12 protein-coding genes are annotated in these 16,496 nt (G+C 47.3%); 2 read left to right on the top strand and 10 right to left on the bottom strand.

Translation table 11 applies throughout. The annotated features are described in order from the left end of the window. Window positions 1-37 precede the first annotated feature (37 nt). The gene (locus tag IL_RS10285) at window positions 38-664 is read left to right on the top strand and encodes a tetratricopeptide repeat protein (RefSeq protein WP_011235229.1); all 627 of its coding nucleotides are present in this window, start codon (window positions 38-40) and stop codon (window positions 662-664) included. A gap of 52 nt (window positions 665-716) precedes the next feature. On the opposite strand, the gene nspC is transcribed toward IL_RS10285, so the two are convergent. The 9 genes from nspC to IL_RS10240 form a co-directional block, all read right to left on the bottom strand. After that, window positions 717-1,850: a carboxynorspermidine decarboxylase gene (nspC, locus tag IL_RS10280; RefSeq protein WP_011235228.1), complete on the bottom strand. Its 1,134-nt coding sequence runs from the start codon at window positions 1,848-1,850 to the stop codon at window positions 717-719. Between the two features lie 15 nt (window positions 1,851-1,865). Next, a complete protein-coding gene (locus tag IL_RS10275; protein WP_011235227.1) occupies window positions 1,866-3,065 on the bottom strand; it encodes a saccharopine dehydrogenase family protein in 1,200 nt (399 codons plus the stop codon). 72 nt (window positions 3,066-3,137) lie between these two features. Beyond that, a complete protein-coding gene (locus IL_RS10270; protein WP_011235226.1) occupies window positions 3,138-5,294 on the bottom strand; it encodes a prolyl oligopeptidase family serine peptidase in 2,157 nt (718 codons plus the stop codon). A 65-nt stretch (window positions 5,295-5,359) separates the two neighbouring features. Next, the gene (locus IL_RS10265) at window positions 5,360-7,198 is read right to left on the bottom strand and encodes a tRNA cytosine(34) acetyltransferase TmcA (protein ID WP_011235225.1); all 1,839 of its coding nucleotides are present in this window, start codon (window positions 7,196-7,198) and stop codon (window positions 5,360-5,362) included. Between the two features lies 1 nt (window position 7,199). Continuing rightward, window positions 7,200-8,618 (bottom strand): sodium-dependent transporter, encoded by a 1,419-nt coding sequence (locus IL_RS10260; protein ID WP_011235224.1) that lies wholly within the window; start codon window positions 8,616-8,618, stop codon window positions 7,200-7,202. Between the two features lie 249 nt (window positions 8,619-8,867). After that, window positions 8,868-9,989, bottom strand: a complete 1,122-nt coding sequence (gene zapE / locus IL_RS10255) for a cell division protein ZapE (protein ID WP_011235223.1) — start codon at window positions 9,987-9,989, stop codon at window positions 8,868-8,870. 93 nt (window positions 9,990-10,082) lie between these two features. Further along, window positions 10,083-10,934: a thioredoxin gene (trxA, locus tag IL_RS10250; RefSeq protein WP_011235222.1), complete on the bottom strand. Its 852-nt coding sequence runs from the start codon at window positions 10,932-10,934 to the stop codon at window positions 10,083-10,085. 82 nt (window positions 10,935-11,016) lie between these two features. Then, window positions 11,017-12,390 carry an aldehyde dehydrogenase family protein gene (locus IL_RS10245; protein ID WP_011235221.1) on the bottom strand — a complete coding sequence of 458 codons (1,374 nt, stop codon included), beginning with the start codon at window positions 12,388-12,390 and terminating at the stop codon, window positions 11,017-11,019. After that, window positions 12,387-13,829, bottom strand: a complete 1,443-nt coding sequence (locus tag IL_RS10240) for an NAD-dependent succinate-semialdehyde dehydrogenase (RefSeq protein WP_011235220.1) — start codon at window positions 13,827-13,829, stop codon at window positions 12,387-12,389. The genes IL_RS10245 and IL_RS10240 overlap by 4 nt, the downstream gene beginning before the upstream one ends. A gap of 343 nt (window positions 13,830-14,172) precedes the next feature. On the opposite strand from IL_RS10240, the gene IL_RS10235 reads away from it, so the two are divergent. Next, a complete protein-coding gene (locus IL_RS10235; protein WP_011235219.1) occupies window positions 14,173-15,957 on the top strand; it encodes a DEAD/DEAH box helicase in 1,785 nt (594 codons plus the stop codon). Here the strand turns inward: IL_RS10235 and IL_RS10230 are convergent. Next, a complete protein-coding gene (locus tag IL_RS10230) occupies window positions 15,954-16,490 on the bottom strand; it encodes a lipocalin family protein (RefSeq protein ID WP_011235218.1) in 537 nt (178 codons plus the stop codon). The two genes, IL_RS10235 and IL_RS10230, sit on opposite strands and share 4 nt — an antisense overlap. Window positions 16,491-16,496 lie beyond the last annotated feature (6 nt).

The following is a 16,496-nucleotide window of genomic DNA, read 5'->3' as shown; positions in this document are numbered from 1 at the left end:
GCTTTTAGGTATATTCAGAGAGACCACAGGCAACTTTATGAAGATAGTCATTCCAATGCTGATTGCTGTAGCCGGATTGACCGCTATGCACAAGGCGCAGGCGCAGGATGTTGAAGCGGTACAGTTATATTCAGACGCGGAACTGGTTGAGATGTTTGCAACTAATGCGCATCTGAAACGGGTACGCGATACCGATCGCTGCCAGTTGGCACAGGATATTGAAGCTCAGGCCGAGCTTGAGCGCCGACCGACTTATCAGTTTCTTTATGGCGACATGATGGCCTGGGGTGTGTGTTATGACCGTGACCCCGAACTTGGCCTGCTGTATATGGAGAAAGCAGCTCAGCATGGCTTACTGGAAGCTCTGGAGCAGTTAGGTCGCTATTACCATGAAGGGGTTTTGGTGCAAAAAGACATTGAGCGTGCCATTCTGTACCTTCGTGAAGCCGCATCGTTAGGAAATTTGCCTGCGCAACGACGCTTTGCCGATATTCTGCTGGCCGATGAAGGCAGCCCTTATGATTATGAAAAAGCTTATCATTGGCTGCATAATTCAATTACCGCTGATAAGCGGACTTATGCGGATATTGAACAGAAGCTTGCAAAGCTGGCTGAGAGAATGCCACCTTCGGTGGTTGAGAAAGCAAAAAGGCCACTTGATTAGAGTATATAGGACTAAGTGGCCTTTGATTTGAACTGCGAAAGCTTATTTGTGTTTAAGACAAGCGATTGCGGAAATCTTCGTAGCTAAATTGTCGTACACAATCGAACTGTCCATTCTCCCGCAAAATACCAATGGCTGGGTGTTGAACACCGTTAAAGAAAGACGTTTTCACCATGGTGTAATGCATCATGTCCTCAAACACCAGGCGGTCGCCAACAGCCAGCGGCTGATCAAAACTGTACTCACCGATAACATCACCGGCTAAGCAACTGTTGCCGCCTAAGCGATAACTGAAGGCTTTTTCTGCTGGTAAACCTGCTCCGGTAATGACCGGGCGATAAGGCATTTCCAGCACGTCCGGCATATGCGCTGTGGCTGAAATATCCAGTAAAGCAATTTGCCCCTGGTTCTCAACAATATCCACCACTTCACAGACCAGCGGACCGGTTTGCCAGGCAACGGCAGAGCCGGGCTCCAGTATCACTTGAAGGTCGTAGGTTTCGCGCAGGCGCTTTAACTGTTTTATCAGATGATCAACATCGTAGCCCTGACGGGTCATGAGATGTCCGCCACCCAGATTCAACCATTTCATTTGTTTTAGCTGTTCGCCAAAACGGTTTTCCACGGCGTCCAGTGTGCGCTCAAGGGCAAAAGAGTCGCACTCGCACAGGTTGTGCACGTGCAAACCTTCAACGCCGGTTAAGTCCTGCTGATTAAGTTCGCTGGCACGAATACCCAGACGAGAGCCCGGTGCGCTGGGATCATAAAGCTCAGTTTCAGCTTCCTGATGCTCCGGGTTAATACGCAGACCAACGGAAACTCCGGCATCAGCTGTCTGTTCACGGTACTTGTGCCATTGAGAGACACTGTTGAAAGACAAGTGATTCACTAACGGCAGCAGTTCGTCGATGTCTTCTTGTTTATAAGCTGGCGCATAAGCATGAACTTCGCGCGAAAACTCCTCCGCTGCCAGCTTTGCCTCCCAGACAGAACTGGCTGTGCAGCCTTTCAGATACTGACGAATAAGCGGAAAAGCTGACCACATGGCGTAGCCTTTCAGTGCCAGAATAATGTCGGCACCACTTTGCTCCTGTACCTTTTGCATCAGCTCGAGGTTCTTGCGTAGCAGCTTTTCGTCCAGCACATAGCAAGGAGACGGAATTTCCGGCGATGTATATTGACTCATGCGTTGTCTTCTCTGTTACTTCTCAAATGGCTTATCGCATTCCAGGACTTGCCATGGAAGGCCATATTTGTTTAGCCGCTCCATAAACTCGTCCGGGTCAAACTGCTCCATATTCCAGACGCCTGGTTCCATCCAATGACCCTGCAACATCATCGATGCGCCAATCATTGCCGGTACGCCGGTGGTGTACGAGACTGCCTGGGCGCCAACTTCTTTGTTGGTTTCGGCATGGTCACAGTTGTTGTAGATGAAAATAGTCTTCTCTTGACCGTCTTTCAGCCCTGTGACATAGGTACCAATACAGGTTTTTCCGGTATAGCCTTCCGCCAGAGAACCCGGGTTAGGCAGTACCGCCTTCAGAAACTCGAGCGGTACAATTTTTTTGCCTTCAAACTCTACCGGCTGGATAGAGGTCATGCCAACGTTTTCAAGTACCCGTAAGTGAGTCAGATACTGCTCACCGAAAGTCATCCAGAAACGCGCGCGTTTAATGGTTGGAAAGTGCTTAACCAGCGATTCCAACTCTTCGTGAAACAACAGGTAAGACGGGCGAACACCAACATTAGGGTAGTCCAGATCTTTACGCACACTGATAGGGTCGGTTTCGTGCCATTCGCCGTTTTCCCAATACTTACCTTTTTGGGTAATTTCGCGAATATTAATTTCCGGGTTAAAGTTGGTTGCAAAGGCCTGACCGTGGTCACCACCGTTGCAGTCAACAATGTCCAGATAATGCACTTCGTCAAAGTAGTGCTTGGCGGCATAAGCGGTAAAAACGTTGGTCACACCCGGATCAAAACCGGCACCCAACAAGGCCATTAAACCTTTTTCTTTAAAGCGTTCCTGATAAGCCCACTGCCACGAATATTCAAATTTAGCTTCGTCTTTTGGTTCGTAGTTTGCGGTATCCAGGTAGTGCACGCCGGTTTCGAGGCACGCATCCATGATAGGTAAGTCCTGGTATGGAAGCGCAACGTTAATAACCAGTGACGGGTTAATGCCGCGAATAAGCTCAGCTACTTCTGCAGAGTCATCGGCGTCTACCTGATACACTCCTACAACGCGGTCTTTACCGGCTTTTTCCTGCAGAGCCTGACATTTGGAAAGGGTACGGCTGGCAAGATGAATCTCAGAGAATACTTCAGGTAGGCCTGCACATTTTTGTACGACTACGCCAGCAACACCGCCGGCACCAATAATTAGAACTTTAGACATGAATGCTATCCTTCACAGAAATCTTTTAACTAATAAAGTTGCTGCGAAAGATAGCATATTTTTATGAAATCATCATTCAGAAGCGTTGCTTTGTACAACCTCTGAGTTCATACCTAAATGCTTGTATAAAAAGGCCCAGTTTTCCGCGTGTTCTTCAATGCGCATCCAGGTTGGCGTACCGGCTCCATGACCAGCGCGAGTCTCTACGTTTAACAGTATCGGCTGGTCGCAACTTTGGTCACGTTGTAATGCCGCCGCAAACTTGTAGCTGTGCCATGGAACCACTCTATTATCGTGGTCACCGGTGGTAATGAGTGTTGCCGGATAACAGGTGCCGCTCTCGGTATTGTGCACCGGCGAATAAGCATAAAGAGTTTTGAAGTCCTTTTTATTTTCGCTTAAACCAAATTCACTACCCCAGCCTCGTGCATTGGCGCTGGGCAGTTGGTATCTCAGCATATCCATAACACCAACGGCAGGAAGGGCTGCGGCAAACAACTCAGGACGCTGAGTCATGGTAGCGCCGACCAATAAACCGCCGTTACTGCGTCCCTGAATAGCCAGCTTGTTCTTGTTGGTGTAGTTGTTGTTTATTAACCATTCAGCCGCGGCAATAAAGTCGTCAAAGACGTTTTGCTTGTTTTCTTTAGTGCCTTGTTGATGCCACATTTCACCAAATTCACCGCCGCCGCGAAGATTTGGAATGGCTAGTACGCCGCCCATTTCTAACCAGACAAGACGGGTTGTGTCGTAATCTGGCGTAATAGAAATATTGAAACCGCCATAACCATATAACAGCGTTGGGTTTTCGCCGTTAAGCTCAATGTTCTTGTCGTGCACTAAAAACATTGGAACTTCGGTGCCATCGGCACTGTTGTATACCACTTGCTCAGTTGTATATTGATCTAATTCGGCTGGCACTTTGGTTTCATACCACAAGGTGGTACGTTGCTGGTCAGGCTGGTAGCGATAGATTTTTCCCGGTTCGGTAAAGCTTTTGAAGGAAAAGAATACATCGGGTGCTTTATGGCTGCCTTCAAAACCGCTAATTGAGCCAATACCGGGTAAAGCCAGCTCCTGAAGCATGGTTCCTTTTATATCAAAGATAGCCACTCGCGAGCGCGCTGACTGCAAATAATGCGCAAATAGTTGACCATTTACTGCATGTACGTCTTTCAGTGTATGAGTTTTTGCAGCAATAATTTCTGTCCAGTTCTCAGGTTCAGATTGTTTAGGATCAACGGCAACGACACGACCTGTCGACGCTTCATTAGTAGTCTTAAAATACAGCAGGCCTTTTTGGCTGGTAACGTACTGATATTGGCCGTCCCACTTGGTGAAAAGCCCTTTAAAAGGTGCATTTTCCTGTGCTAGCGGACGCAGGTAGACGGCATTAGCGTCGTAGCCTTTAAAAACATCAATAAGTAAGTATTTACCGTCGTCTGATACTTTGGCGTAAGGGTTTAGTTCGGGCTGGTTGTCAAAAGCAAAAATCAGCTCATCGTCACTTTGTTCGGTTCCCAATTTATGAAAATAAACACTGACGGGTTTTGTATCATCAAAGCTGCCGTCTTTATTTTCAGGATAACGGCTGTAATAAAAACCACGTTCATTTGGTAGCCAGGCAACTTCGGTAAATTTAACCCCTTCAATAACGTCGCGGGTGTCTTTTCCTGACTCTACATTACGGACTTTTATTTCCGTCCAGTCGCTGCCGCCGTCAGAAGTGGCATAAGCAACATAGGTAGCGTCGGGAGAAACGTTAATACGTGCCAGCGACACGGTTCCGTCGTCGCTGAAGTTATTAGGATTAATCAGAATATCCGGCGCACTGTTTAAATCGGTCATGGTGTATAGCACGGACTGATTTTGAAGGCCGTCATTTGCGAAGTAGAAATACCGGTCAGCATAGCGAAAAGGCGTGCTGACTTTTTCATAATTCCACAGTTCAGTCATGCGGTCTTTAATGTCCGCGAACGCCGGAAGATTTTGCAATAAAGGGGTAGATAACTGGTTTTGTGCATCCACCCAATTAGACACTTCCTGATTGTCCTGCTCTAGCCAGCGGTAAGGATCTTCAACCCGGGTACCGTGATAATCATCTTGCTGCTCGACGGTTTTAGTTTCGGGGTAAGGGCCTTTAGGTTGTTCCTTTTCCTGTTCAAACGAGCTACAGCCACTCAGTATCAACACAGTTGAACAAAGAATAAAAGCTGAATAACGAGTCATGGTTGGGCTTCCTGTTTAGGTTCTGCGGTGATCATAGGAATTTGCTGTCAAAACAACAAGTCACATTAGTGCAGTAAGCATACTTCTTTACAGAGATTTTCATTCGCCTGACGCTGAGATACTCCACCCCAATACTCGCCCAGATGTTTGAGTGTTGTCGATGAGTTACACAACAGTTCGGTTAGAGGGTGATTACTATGTTGCCAGTAGAACCACTGAGCTAAGGCAAAATGTGCCGCGTCAAACGGGATAGTCTTACTGCGATAGGCTTGAATAAGGCTTGTTCTTATCTTATTGCGCTCTTCTGTTAGCTGCAGAGTTTCTTTACCGCCTGACAACCATTGTAGCTGGTTTTGTCCCCACTGACCGAGCAATTGACATACCCGGTATAATTCAGTGAATTCATTGGTTAGTGGGAGTGCATAAATAGCCGCCGGCCGTGCGGACACACTGTCTATACGGCTACTGAGGCGCCAAAGGGCATAGCCATTTTTCTTCCAGAAATTATCTAGTCCCGGTGACCAGGCAAAACTGGTGCCCAGCATTTGGTAATTGTTGTCCAGTGCCCACCGGTAAATCTCAGCCAGCAATTCGGAGGCGGCTTTACGTCGTCTTTTCGCAGCTGGTACCGCAATACGTGCAACTCTTAGCCAATGTAAATCCATAGCCCAGTCTTGTTGCAGAAAGTAGCCTATGGCCTGAGGCAGTAAATTTCCTTTGGGGCGTCTTTGCCCTTGTCTGACTTCTTCTTTTAATGGCGATAAAATGGGTCCCTCACTCATAAGCCAGGCAACCGCAGTAACTTCGCCGTTTGTGGACTGATATGCGAGCTTATGTCCGGGTTCGGTCAGCAGCAGGTTAAGGTCATTCGGGCTACTTTGGTAATGTGCGCTGAGAAGAAGTTGAAAACATTGTTGCAGCAAAGCTTCTTCAAGTTCCGATGCGTGTTTAATAAAAGTGCCGGACTCCCGGTTCCCGAATTGTGTTACTGGTTGCTCGTTCAGTAGAAAAGTCTCGGTCAGCCACTGCTCTAATGGATCATTTGCGGGCCAGCGTAATGGTTGAGTTAGCTGGTGAACAGATACCTGTGGCAAGGTTTTCCTGGCCCAGTCGGTAAAGTGCACAGCAAAACCACGACCACAACCTTCATAACCAGCAACGGTTGTGGCAAGCAACCAGGGATTAAATTTTTGGCATAGCTGTTCTGTTGCCCACAATGGCAGACCCGCAGCTTCATCAATAATTAATGTTACTTCCGAATTACCGGGTTGTTCCAGCAGCTTATCCCAGGCGACGAAATGAGCTTCCGGCGCTTGCTGTAGTAAAACTTTCGCATTGGCTTTTCGCGGTGCCGTCACAATAATCGAGCGGTGCTCTTTTGCTTGGGCAAGCGCCTGGCCTAACAGGGTACTTTTACCGCGGCCGCGTTCGGCGGTAATGATATGAGTTTCGTATGGTTTTGCTGTGCTTTGTGTAAGAGCGTTAAAAATAGAGTTCTGCTCATTCGTTAGCTGTAGCGTCTCATTTGCTGAGCGTGTTTCAGTTTTATTGACCGATGAATAGGGTTTGATGTTTGATTCGGCAAAGTGCTTTGCGGCAAAACGCTCCATGCGGTGACTCATGGCGTTGCTCTCAGCCGGGAGTAAAATAGACAACAGACCACCGGCGGTAACGGTGCCACAAAGCGCTGCTATGGCGTCGGCGTGCAAACCGTCGTGGCAGTCTATCCAGACTTGTTCAAACTCATGCCCCAGATAATCGCGGTAACGGGAGAGTACGGCATCGGCATGAGTCTGTAGGTTTGATAAGTAGATAGAACTTTCAGAGCGAGCCTCGCAGTATTCGCGCCAGAGGCTCGCATCTTGCAGCAGTTGAAGTTGTCGGTAACCGCTGCGCTCTGCCATTTTAGAAAATAGGATAAGCGAAGAATTTAGTTAACACTGTATTAATAAATACCGCCGCTAATATCAAGGGAATGAATGTACAGATAGATAGACGTACATATTTGGCCAGTAGTGTATTCGGATAACCGGGGTTGCCTTCAGCAAGTTCTGCATCCAGGTTTTTACGGCGCCAGTGGAAGCTGACAAACAAGCAAATCAAAAGGCCATTCAGTGGCAAGATGGTGTCGTAAAAAACGTCGTAGATTACATCAAAAACTGACTTAGGCGTGTCAGCGTAGAAAGTAAACTCAGTGAATGCCGGAACAAAACCAAAAGAGGTCGCGGCAATAAGAGTCAGTACAGTAACGGCGATACCCATAACCAGCAGGGCTTTTTTACGGCTTATCTTCGCTTGCTCAATAACCGCTGCGGTTGGTACTTCAAGAATAGAAACCAAAGATGTAATAGCAGCAATAAAGGTCAGCAGGAAAAAGATAGTAGCGGCAATGCTTGCGCCAACATAGCCGACAACGCCTTCCAGAGCGATAAAGATTTGCGGAAAGAAAGAGAAAATCATACTAACCGAGGAGTCACTCAATGAATCCGGGTTGGTATTGGGATTGATGGCGAATATCGCGGGCAGAGTCATTAAACCGGCGGTAAAAGCAACGGCTGTATCTGTTAAAGCAACCAGTTTTCCAGAGGTCACAATGTCGTCCCTGCGGCTGAAATAAGAGCCGTAGGTTATTAAAATGCCCATACCGAGAGATAACGAGAAAAAGGCCTGTGATAATGCGCCGTTGATTACTGAACCATCAATTTTTGAAAAGTCGGGAACCAGATAAAACTCAAGTCCGAGCACGGCGTTATCCAGTGACAGAACAAAGATAACCAGCAGAATGAGCATAATAAACAGCGCTGGCATCAGGAATTTCGCGGCTTTCTCTATCCCCTGACGAACACCACCAAGCAAGATAACATTGACGATTATTGTCACTGCAATAAGGAAACCAACAAAGCCGTAGTCGTTTACGAATTGGCCAAAGTATTCGGCGTCGGCGAGCATATCGAGGTTGCCGGTAACTGAATGCCAGAGGTAACCGAAGATCCACACCGTGATGACCATGTAGAAAACCGCAATCATAAATGGCGTGATAACTGCCAGTAAGCCAGCAAGATGCCAGCCTTTATTGTTTGGCGATAATGCTTTGTAAGATCCCAGAGGGCTTTTTTGAGCGCGTCGGCCCAGGCCCATTTCTGCCAACATAACTGGCACGCAGATAAAGGCAACGAATAACGCATAGATAATTAAAAATGCCCCACCGCCATTTTTAGTGGCAGCAACGGGGAACCCAACTAAGTTACCAATGCCGACGGCAGAACCTGCCGCCGCTAATATAAAGCCAATCTTAGAGCTAAATTGATCGCGTTGTTCGCTCATTCTGAACCTTCTTTTATCGTTTTTGTTTTACGCTTTTTAAGCGCTGCTGTTCAGCAAATTCCAGCAATCCTAGCAAGGCGTTAATTTAACGGCAAGCAGCTAATTACTGTTTGTGCGGCAGAATGCGGGAAATCCGGCTTGGAAACAAAACTTATTTTAACATCCATGACAATTGTAATATTGGAATTTGTTGCAAGTCATATAACATTTAATTAACTCAGTTTTAACACGCTGGTAAATACAGGGAATTCAACTCTCTGGAACAGATTGGCGTCTTTTTACCAGCGTGTTTCCTGCAACTGAGTCACCCCATTGCTGCATTTCAAAAAGTCGTGAAACGCAACGCCGGAAAGGAAAAGCCAATTGTCTGGCCTGATATAATTTATCGATGTCGGTTTCGGCGGTTACCAATAAGTGACACTTTCGGTCATAGCACTCATCGACCAGAGCTATAAAACGACGGGCTTCGTTATCCAGTTTGCTGACAATATTTGCCTGATGTTCGCGCTGGTATGTTTCCTCTACACCATGTACCAGGTCTTTATCTGGTATATAAGAAAAAGCCGGAACCTGATGCACCGCTATAGCAGCATAACGATCGGCCAGTTCCATATAGTCGCGCTGACTTCTGGGGCCGGAGCAGAGAGACATAAAGTCAAAACCAATCACTTTATTGTTGTGCCATAAGCACGGAATTTCACGCTTCATTATCCGAACGGAGGGGGTTTCTTTTGTGCGGCCGAAATGACTCTCTGCGAGTGAACGGAGCTGTTGCAGCGTGCCTTGCTTAAGGTAATAGGGTAAATCGGCTTCGTGCAGTCGGCGATAATCAACGCCCATACCCAAGTCCAGACAGTCACACTCCTTATTCAACAACTCTATTGTAGGTTCGAAGCGATGGCGCGCCAAACCATCTCTGTAAAGCTCATTAGGTGGGGCGTTCGAGGTTGTTATTAAACTAACCTCCTCGTTGAACAGCGCATGCCATAGTCCGGCTAAAATCATTGCGTCGCCAATATCTTCAACGAAAAACTCATCCAGACAGATTATCGAATAGTGCTGTGACCACCTCTTAGCAATAATCTGCATCGGGTTAGCTTCGCCCTGAAGGCTATTCAGTTCTTCGTGGATTTTGGCCATAAAATGGTGGAAATGCAGCCGAATAGACTGACTTTTCGGAAGATGTTGATAAAACATGTCCATCAGCAGGGTCTTCCCTCGGCCGACCGGGCCAAATAAGTAAAGACTTTTCGGTTTATGTCCGCGAGCAAGTGAGTCCAGTCGTTGCTGCAGCGCCTTTACCGCCTCTAACTGATATTTATCGGGTTGGAGCGCACCGGACTGAATGTCTTGATTATAGTTTTCCTGCATGAGCTTATTATCACAAAACGTCAGGACAAAAAGAAGCCGGCTGGGGAAGCCGGCCAAACACTGCTGCTAGTGAACAACCATCAATACAGGTCTTCAATACATTGTGCTGTAAAGCTTTCTACGATAGGTCGCTGCCAGAGGATCACCATCGGGTAATGAATTGATAATGTCGAGTGCGTATTTTTTCGCATCAGCAAAATTGACGTCTTTACCTAATACAGTGAAAATCTGCTGCAGGGCTTCTTCATCACGACTTGCTTCATGAAACTTAAGTGCTAACTGTAATTTTAAAGCCAGGTCATCGGGGGTATTTTCTACTTGCTCCTGTAAAGCGCGTAGCTCTGGAGAGTCAGCGGCGTCTTCCGCCAGCTCAAGCTTGCCTTTTATACGTTGGTAGTCACCGTCTTGCTCTACCAGTGGAATCTTAGCGACCAGCTCTTTGGCCTGATCCAACCGGCCAGCATCGACCGCAGCTTCGGCTAGCAGTTTAAGAGCCTGCATATTAGTGTTGTCTAAATCGTAAGCTTGTTTAGCCAGAGTATAAGCCGTATTCGCGTCACCTTCGCCCATAGCTGTCTGAGCTTGTTGAATTAAGTCGTCTGACGGACTGGGCAGGTGTTTCGTTAGTATTTCCTGAATTTCACCTTCGGTTTTCACTCCACCGAAACTGTCAACTGGCTGACCGTCTTTAAAAAAGGCTACGGTAGGTAAACTGCGAATACCAAACTGGGCGGCTAATTCTTGTTGTTCATCACAATTTATTTTGGCCAGAATAACCTGGTCGCTGTATTGCATAGCCAGCTTTTCAAGCACTGGCATAAGTTGTTTGCAGGGTTCACACCAGTCAGCCCAAAAATCGATAATAATGAGTTTTTCTTTTGAGCCTTCCAGCAAAACTTGCTGAAAGTTCTGCAAGTCAAGGTTAACGATATTGGATTCGGACATCAGCTGCGACGCTCCTGTTTTAATAAGCCACTTTAATCTCTGTTATCAGAGATATGCAGACGCGAGTCCATAATTTCAATGGTTAATGACTAAACCAGGATAAGATTTTATCTTTTAACTTGCTGTAAGGCGGGTAGCGCAAAACGACGTCGAAACGAAAACTGCGTGTCATCACGGGTTTTAAATGGCTGAAGGTATCAAAGCCCCATTTACCATGGTAGCGACCCATACCACTGCGACCAACGCCACCAAAAGGCAATTCGTCGTTCAGCATGAACATGAGTGTGTCGTTGTAACAAACATTGCCGGCAGACACTTGCTGTGTAAATAAATCAAGCAGGCGCTGATTGTTGCTAAACACATAGAGTGCTAATGGTTTTGGATGACGACGGATTTCCTCAATGGCATCCGCTGCTGACTTAATGGTTATAACAGGCAATATTGGACCAAAAATTTCTTCCTGCATGAGCGCACTGCCGTCTTTTACACCATCCACTATTGTGGGTGCAATATAACGTTCGCTCTTATCAGAGTCTCCACCGACAACCACGTTTTCGCCTTCCAGCATTTGCGTCAGGCGCTGCCAGTGCTGCTGATGGATGATCCTGCCGTAATCACTGCTGTGCTGAGGATCTTCACCGTAAAAACTGATGAGTTCGTGCTGCATGGCGGCAATTAACGGCTCTTTCACGCTATCCTCTACCAGCACATAATCCGGCGCAATACAGGTTTGGCCTGCATTAAGAAACTTACCCCAGATAATACGGCGGGCGGCAACTTGAATGGGTGCGTCGGCTAAAACTACCGCCGGGCTTTTACCGCCAAGCTCCAGCGTAACCGGGGTTAAGTTTTCTGCGGCAGACGCCATAATTGCTTTGGCTGCGTTTTCTCCGCCAGTATAGAAAATGTGGTCGAAGGGCAGTGCTGTCAGTTGTTGTGACTCGGTTACGGATCCTGTCACGAGCTTTATTGCGGCATTGTCCAGGTAGTCTGGTAACTGGTGAGCCAGTAGGTCTGCTGTTGCTGTTGCATGTTCAGAGGGCTTTATGACAGCGCAGTTGCCAGCGGCAATGGCTGCAATTAAAGGCGCCAGAAGTAATTGTAAAGGGTAGTTCCAGGCTCCCAGAATAAGTACGGCGCCAAGCGGTTCAGGAATTAACTGGCTGGTTGCCGGCCACGCCAGTAAAGGATTACCCACTTTGCGAGGCTTGCTCCACTTTGGCAGAGCTTTAATTGTCTGCTTAATATCGCTTTGGAGGAACTGTAATTCAGTTAAACGCGCTTCGCTAGGGTGTTTGTTGAGATCAGACTTTAGAGCTTGCAGTAAAGACTTTTCGTTCTCCGTAAGAAATCGCTGAAGTTGCTGAAGTTGATTTAAACGCCATGACAGCGGACGAGTGAGCCCGCTGTCAAAATGGCTTTTTAATTGCTTCAGTGTGTTTTCAAACGGGTTCATCCAAGTCCGCCAAGAGTCACCGTTTTTAACTCAAGATATTCATCAATACCGTACTTAGAACCTTCACGGCCAACACCGGATTCTTTGATGCCACCGAATGGATTATAAGCGTGCGATATGCCACCAGTATTCACACCAACCATGCCGTATTCAAGCGCATCACTTACACGGAAAATACGAGCGGTGTCTTTGGCTGCGAAGTAAGAAGCCAGGCCAAATGGAGTATTGTTGGCTTTTTCAATGCCTTCTTCTTCTGTTTCAAAGGTATTAATAGCCACTACCGGACCAAAGATTTCTTCTTCACTAATATCCATTTCTTCGGTTACACCTGTAATGACCGTTGGCGCATAGAATAAATCGCCTAACTCGGTCATTACTGAACCGCCAGTTTCTATGGTTGCACCGTCAGACTTAGCAGCAAGTACTAAACGTTGTACTTTATCAACAGCGTCCTGATCGATAAGCGGACCTAGGTCGACATTTTCTTCTGTACCGGGCCCTACTTTCAGAGCTTTCACTTTACTGACAACCGCGTCGGTAAATTTTTCGGCTACAGACTGTTGTACCAGTATCCTGTTCGCTGAAACACAGGTTTGCCCGGCATTGCGGAATTTGCAGGCTATTAGCTGTTCCGCGGCTTGCTCTATATCGGCATCGTCAAAGACCAGGAATGGAGCATTACCACCAAGCTCAAGAGACAATTTTGTGACGTGCTCTGAACATTGCTGCATTAGAATTTTCCCGACACCTGTAGAGCCGGTAAATGACAGCTTGCGAACCTGTGGTGAGGTCGCCAGACGTTTACCTACACTTTTAGCATCGCTGGTCGGAATAATATTAATAACGCCGTCGGGAATGCCAACTTCACTAGCCAGTTGGGCTAATGCCAGACTAGAAAGCGGAGTTAATTGCGGTGGCTTAACCACGATAGTGCAGCCCGCTGCCAGTGCCGGCGCAATTTTACGAGTGATCATGGCGTTGGGGAAATTCCATGGGGTAATGGCCGCACAGACACCAACCGGCTCTTTAGTGACCATTACACGCTTACTGCTATCAGCGTTGGGTAATATATCGCCATCGATGCGTTCAGCTTCACCGGCAAACCAGTCAACAAAGCTGGCGCCGTATTCGACCTCGCCAACGGCTTCGGCGACGGGCTTACCTTGCTCGGCACTCATTAATTCACCCAGTGCCTGCTTGTTGTCCATCATGGCTTCGTACCATTTACGCAGCAGCATCGCGCGTTCACGGGCGGTTTTCTTGCGCCAGCTTTTAAGAGCTGTCTCTGCAACGTTTATGGCACGTTGAGTTAAATCTTCGTCAGCGTCAGCAACCTCGGCTATTACTTCGCCAGTTGCGGGGTTAGTGACTGAGAAACGTTTGTCCGTAGGAACCCAGTGACCTTCAATAAAGCAGTCTTTCTTAGTCAGGGATGACATAGAATGTGCTGACATAATTCCTCCAAATTTGAGAATAACTCTAATAATGTAGGCAATATAAAAAGAAATGGTTCAACTTTTTCGATTATTTTGACGGAAATAGATGCGTTTGGTGAAAAAAAGGTCAAAGGCATTGCTTTTTGAGTAAAAAAACGTATAATCCGCCGTTCCTCAAGGAACACCGCATAACTGATGAGGCAGCGGTCACCCTTGATTCGTGGGGTTGCAGCGCCTGATTCCAGTCCAGACAGTTTAGAGACTGAACACTGATTCCTGTTGCCGGGCCATAACCCCTTTTTTATTGTGTTTGCCAATGGGCAAACGGGAATAAAGTGAGACAAATATGTCAAATACTCAAACGGGTCTGTCGTTTAACGACATGGCCTTACCTAGTGCTGTGCTTGAACAATTAAACGCAATGCAGTTTTTAACTCCGACTCCTATTCAGCTACAGGCTATTCCTGCATTGCTGGAAGGGCAAGACGTGCTGGGCGAAGCTCAGACCGGTACCGGTAAAACTGCTGCATTCGGTCTGCCTGCACTGGCAAAAATTGATGCGTCGGTTAAGCAAACTCAAGTATTAGTCGTAACTCCAACTCGTGAGCTGGCTATTCAGGTAGCTGAAGCGCTTGAAGGCTTTGCTGCGAAAATGCGTGGCGTTGGCGTAGCAACCGTTTACGGTGGCGCTCCATTTGGTCCTCAGGTTAAAGCCCTGAAGCAGGGAACCGCTATTGTTGTTGGTACCCCGGGTCGTCTTATCGACTTATTGAATAAAAACGTCCTGCAACTAGATGGTTTGAAAGTGGGCGTTCTGGATGAAGCTGATGAAATGCTTAACATGGGTTTCATTGAAGACATCGAGACGATTCTAAAAGCTGTACCGAATACGGCGCAACGCGCGTTATTCTCAGCAACTATGCCGAATGCAATTCGCAAACTGGCAAAAACTTTCCTGAAAGATCCGCTGAACATTCAGATTGAAGCTATTGCCCGCGAAAAAGCGACGATTAAGCAGAAAGCATGGAAAGTTCAGGGCATGACGAAAATGACCGCTCTGACTCGATTGTTAGAAGTGACTCCGTATCAGCGCGCACTGATTTTCGTACGTACCCGTCAGGATACGATGGATGTGGCTGAATTATTGCAACGCAACGGATTTAAAGCGGCGCCATTAAGCGGTGACTTGAACCAGGCTCAGCGTGAGCAGACTGTCAGTCAGTTACGTAGTGGACACATCGAAATTCTGGTAGGGACCGACGTTGTTGCTCGTGGCTTAGACGTTCCTGAAATTACGCACGTTATTAACTATGACTTACCAAGCGATACTGAATCTTATGTTCACCGTATTGGACGTACTGGTCGTGCGGGCCGTACCGGTGAAGCGATTCTTTTCTTCCGTGCAAAAGAACGTCATTTGTTGCGTCACTATGAGCGCTTAACCAATGCACCGGTTGAGTTCTTTGAAGTACCAAACGCAAATGAACTGAGCAAGTACCGTCAGCAACAATTGTTAGAGAAGTTGCAGGCGTCACTGGCTCCTGAAACTGCAAGCGCCGATAAGCCTAAGCTAGAGAAACTGTTAGGCGAGTGGCTGGAACAGTCAGAGTTAAGTGCTGAAGAAATTGCTTTAGCGTTATTGGCTCAGCATAATGAGCAGCGCCCGTTGTTCCTGAAAGAAGACCGTCCGGTACGTGAAGCACGCAACGAGCGTAGCGAACGCTCAGGTCGCAATGAACGCAGTGACCGTGGCGATAAGCGTAAACCTCGTGCCGAACGTGGTGGTCGTGCAGCGGATGTCGATTTTGAAACCTACAAAATTCAGGTAGGCCGTGAGCACGGCGCTCGTCCTGGTGACATCGTTGGTGCTATTGCTAACGAAGCATCAATGGACAGCAAGTATATTGGGCAAATTCAGTTGTTTGATAATCATTCTTTAGTGCAGCTACCAAAAGGTATGCCAAAAGACATTATGCACGTACTGAAAAAAGCTCGTGTGCGTCAACAGCCTATGGGTCTTGAGCTAAGTGATGAGCAAGTTAAACGTGCGCCACGCCCACCGCGTGACCGCGATGCTCGTGGCGGACCTAAGCGCAACTCCGGTAAGGGTGCTGCGCGTCGTTTTAGTTAATTAGCGTCTCTTAACTCGGCCGGATGATCAACAATGATCATCTGGTCGATGTCATATCCCCACTCATGAGCCTTGGCTAAAGCGTAATCAATATCTGCCTGAGAAACATCAGGACTTCTGGATAAAAACCAGAAATACTCGTGTGAGTCGCTGGTTACTATAGCCTGCTGATAATCACCACCTAACCAACTTACGTAATATCCGCCATAAAAGGGCCAGAAGAAGGTGACCTGATATGCGGCCTCCATGTTTTCGACTGGCTCAGCCAATCCAATAGCGGTTTGCCATTCTTCATTTTGGGTGTGATAACCCCGGTTGGTCACTTCCAGTGTGCCATCACCATTTAAGCGATACTCTGCCGTAACACCCTGCAAGCCTTCTTCAAAGCTGTGTGGCATGCGGACTATTTCGTACCATTTTCCCAGGTAACGCTCGGCTTCAAAGTCGTCAACAACTTCGGCTACCGGTGTTGGTTGAGAGTTACAGGCACTCAGTAGAAAGGTAAAAAGTAATGACACCATCCATTTTTTCATTGTGCT

The organism is Idiomarina loihiensis L2TR, assembly GCF_000008465.1.
Lineage (GTDB): Bacteria > Pseudomonadota > Gammaproteobacteria > Enterobacterales > Alteromonadaceae > Idiomarina > Idiomarina loihiensis.
This window is presented reverse-complemented; position numbering and strand designations above follow the sequence as displayed.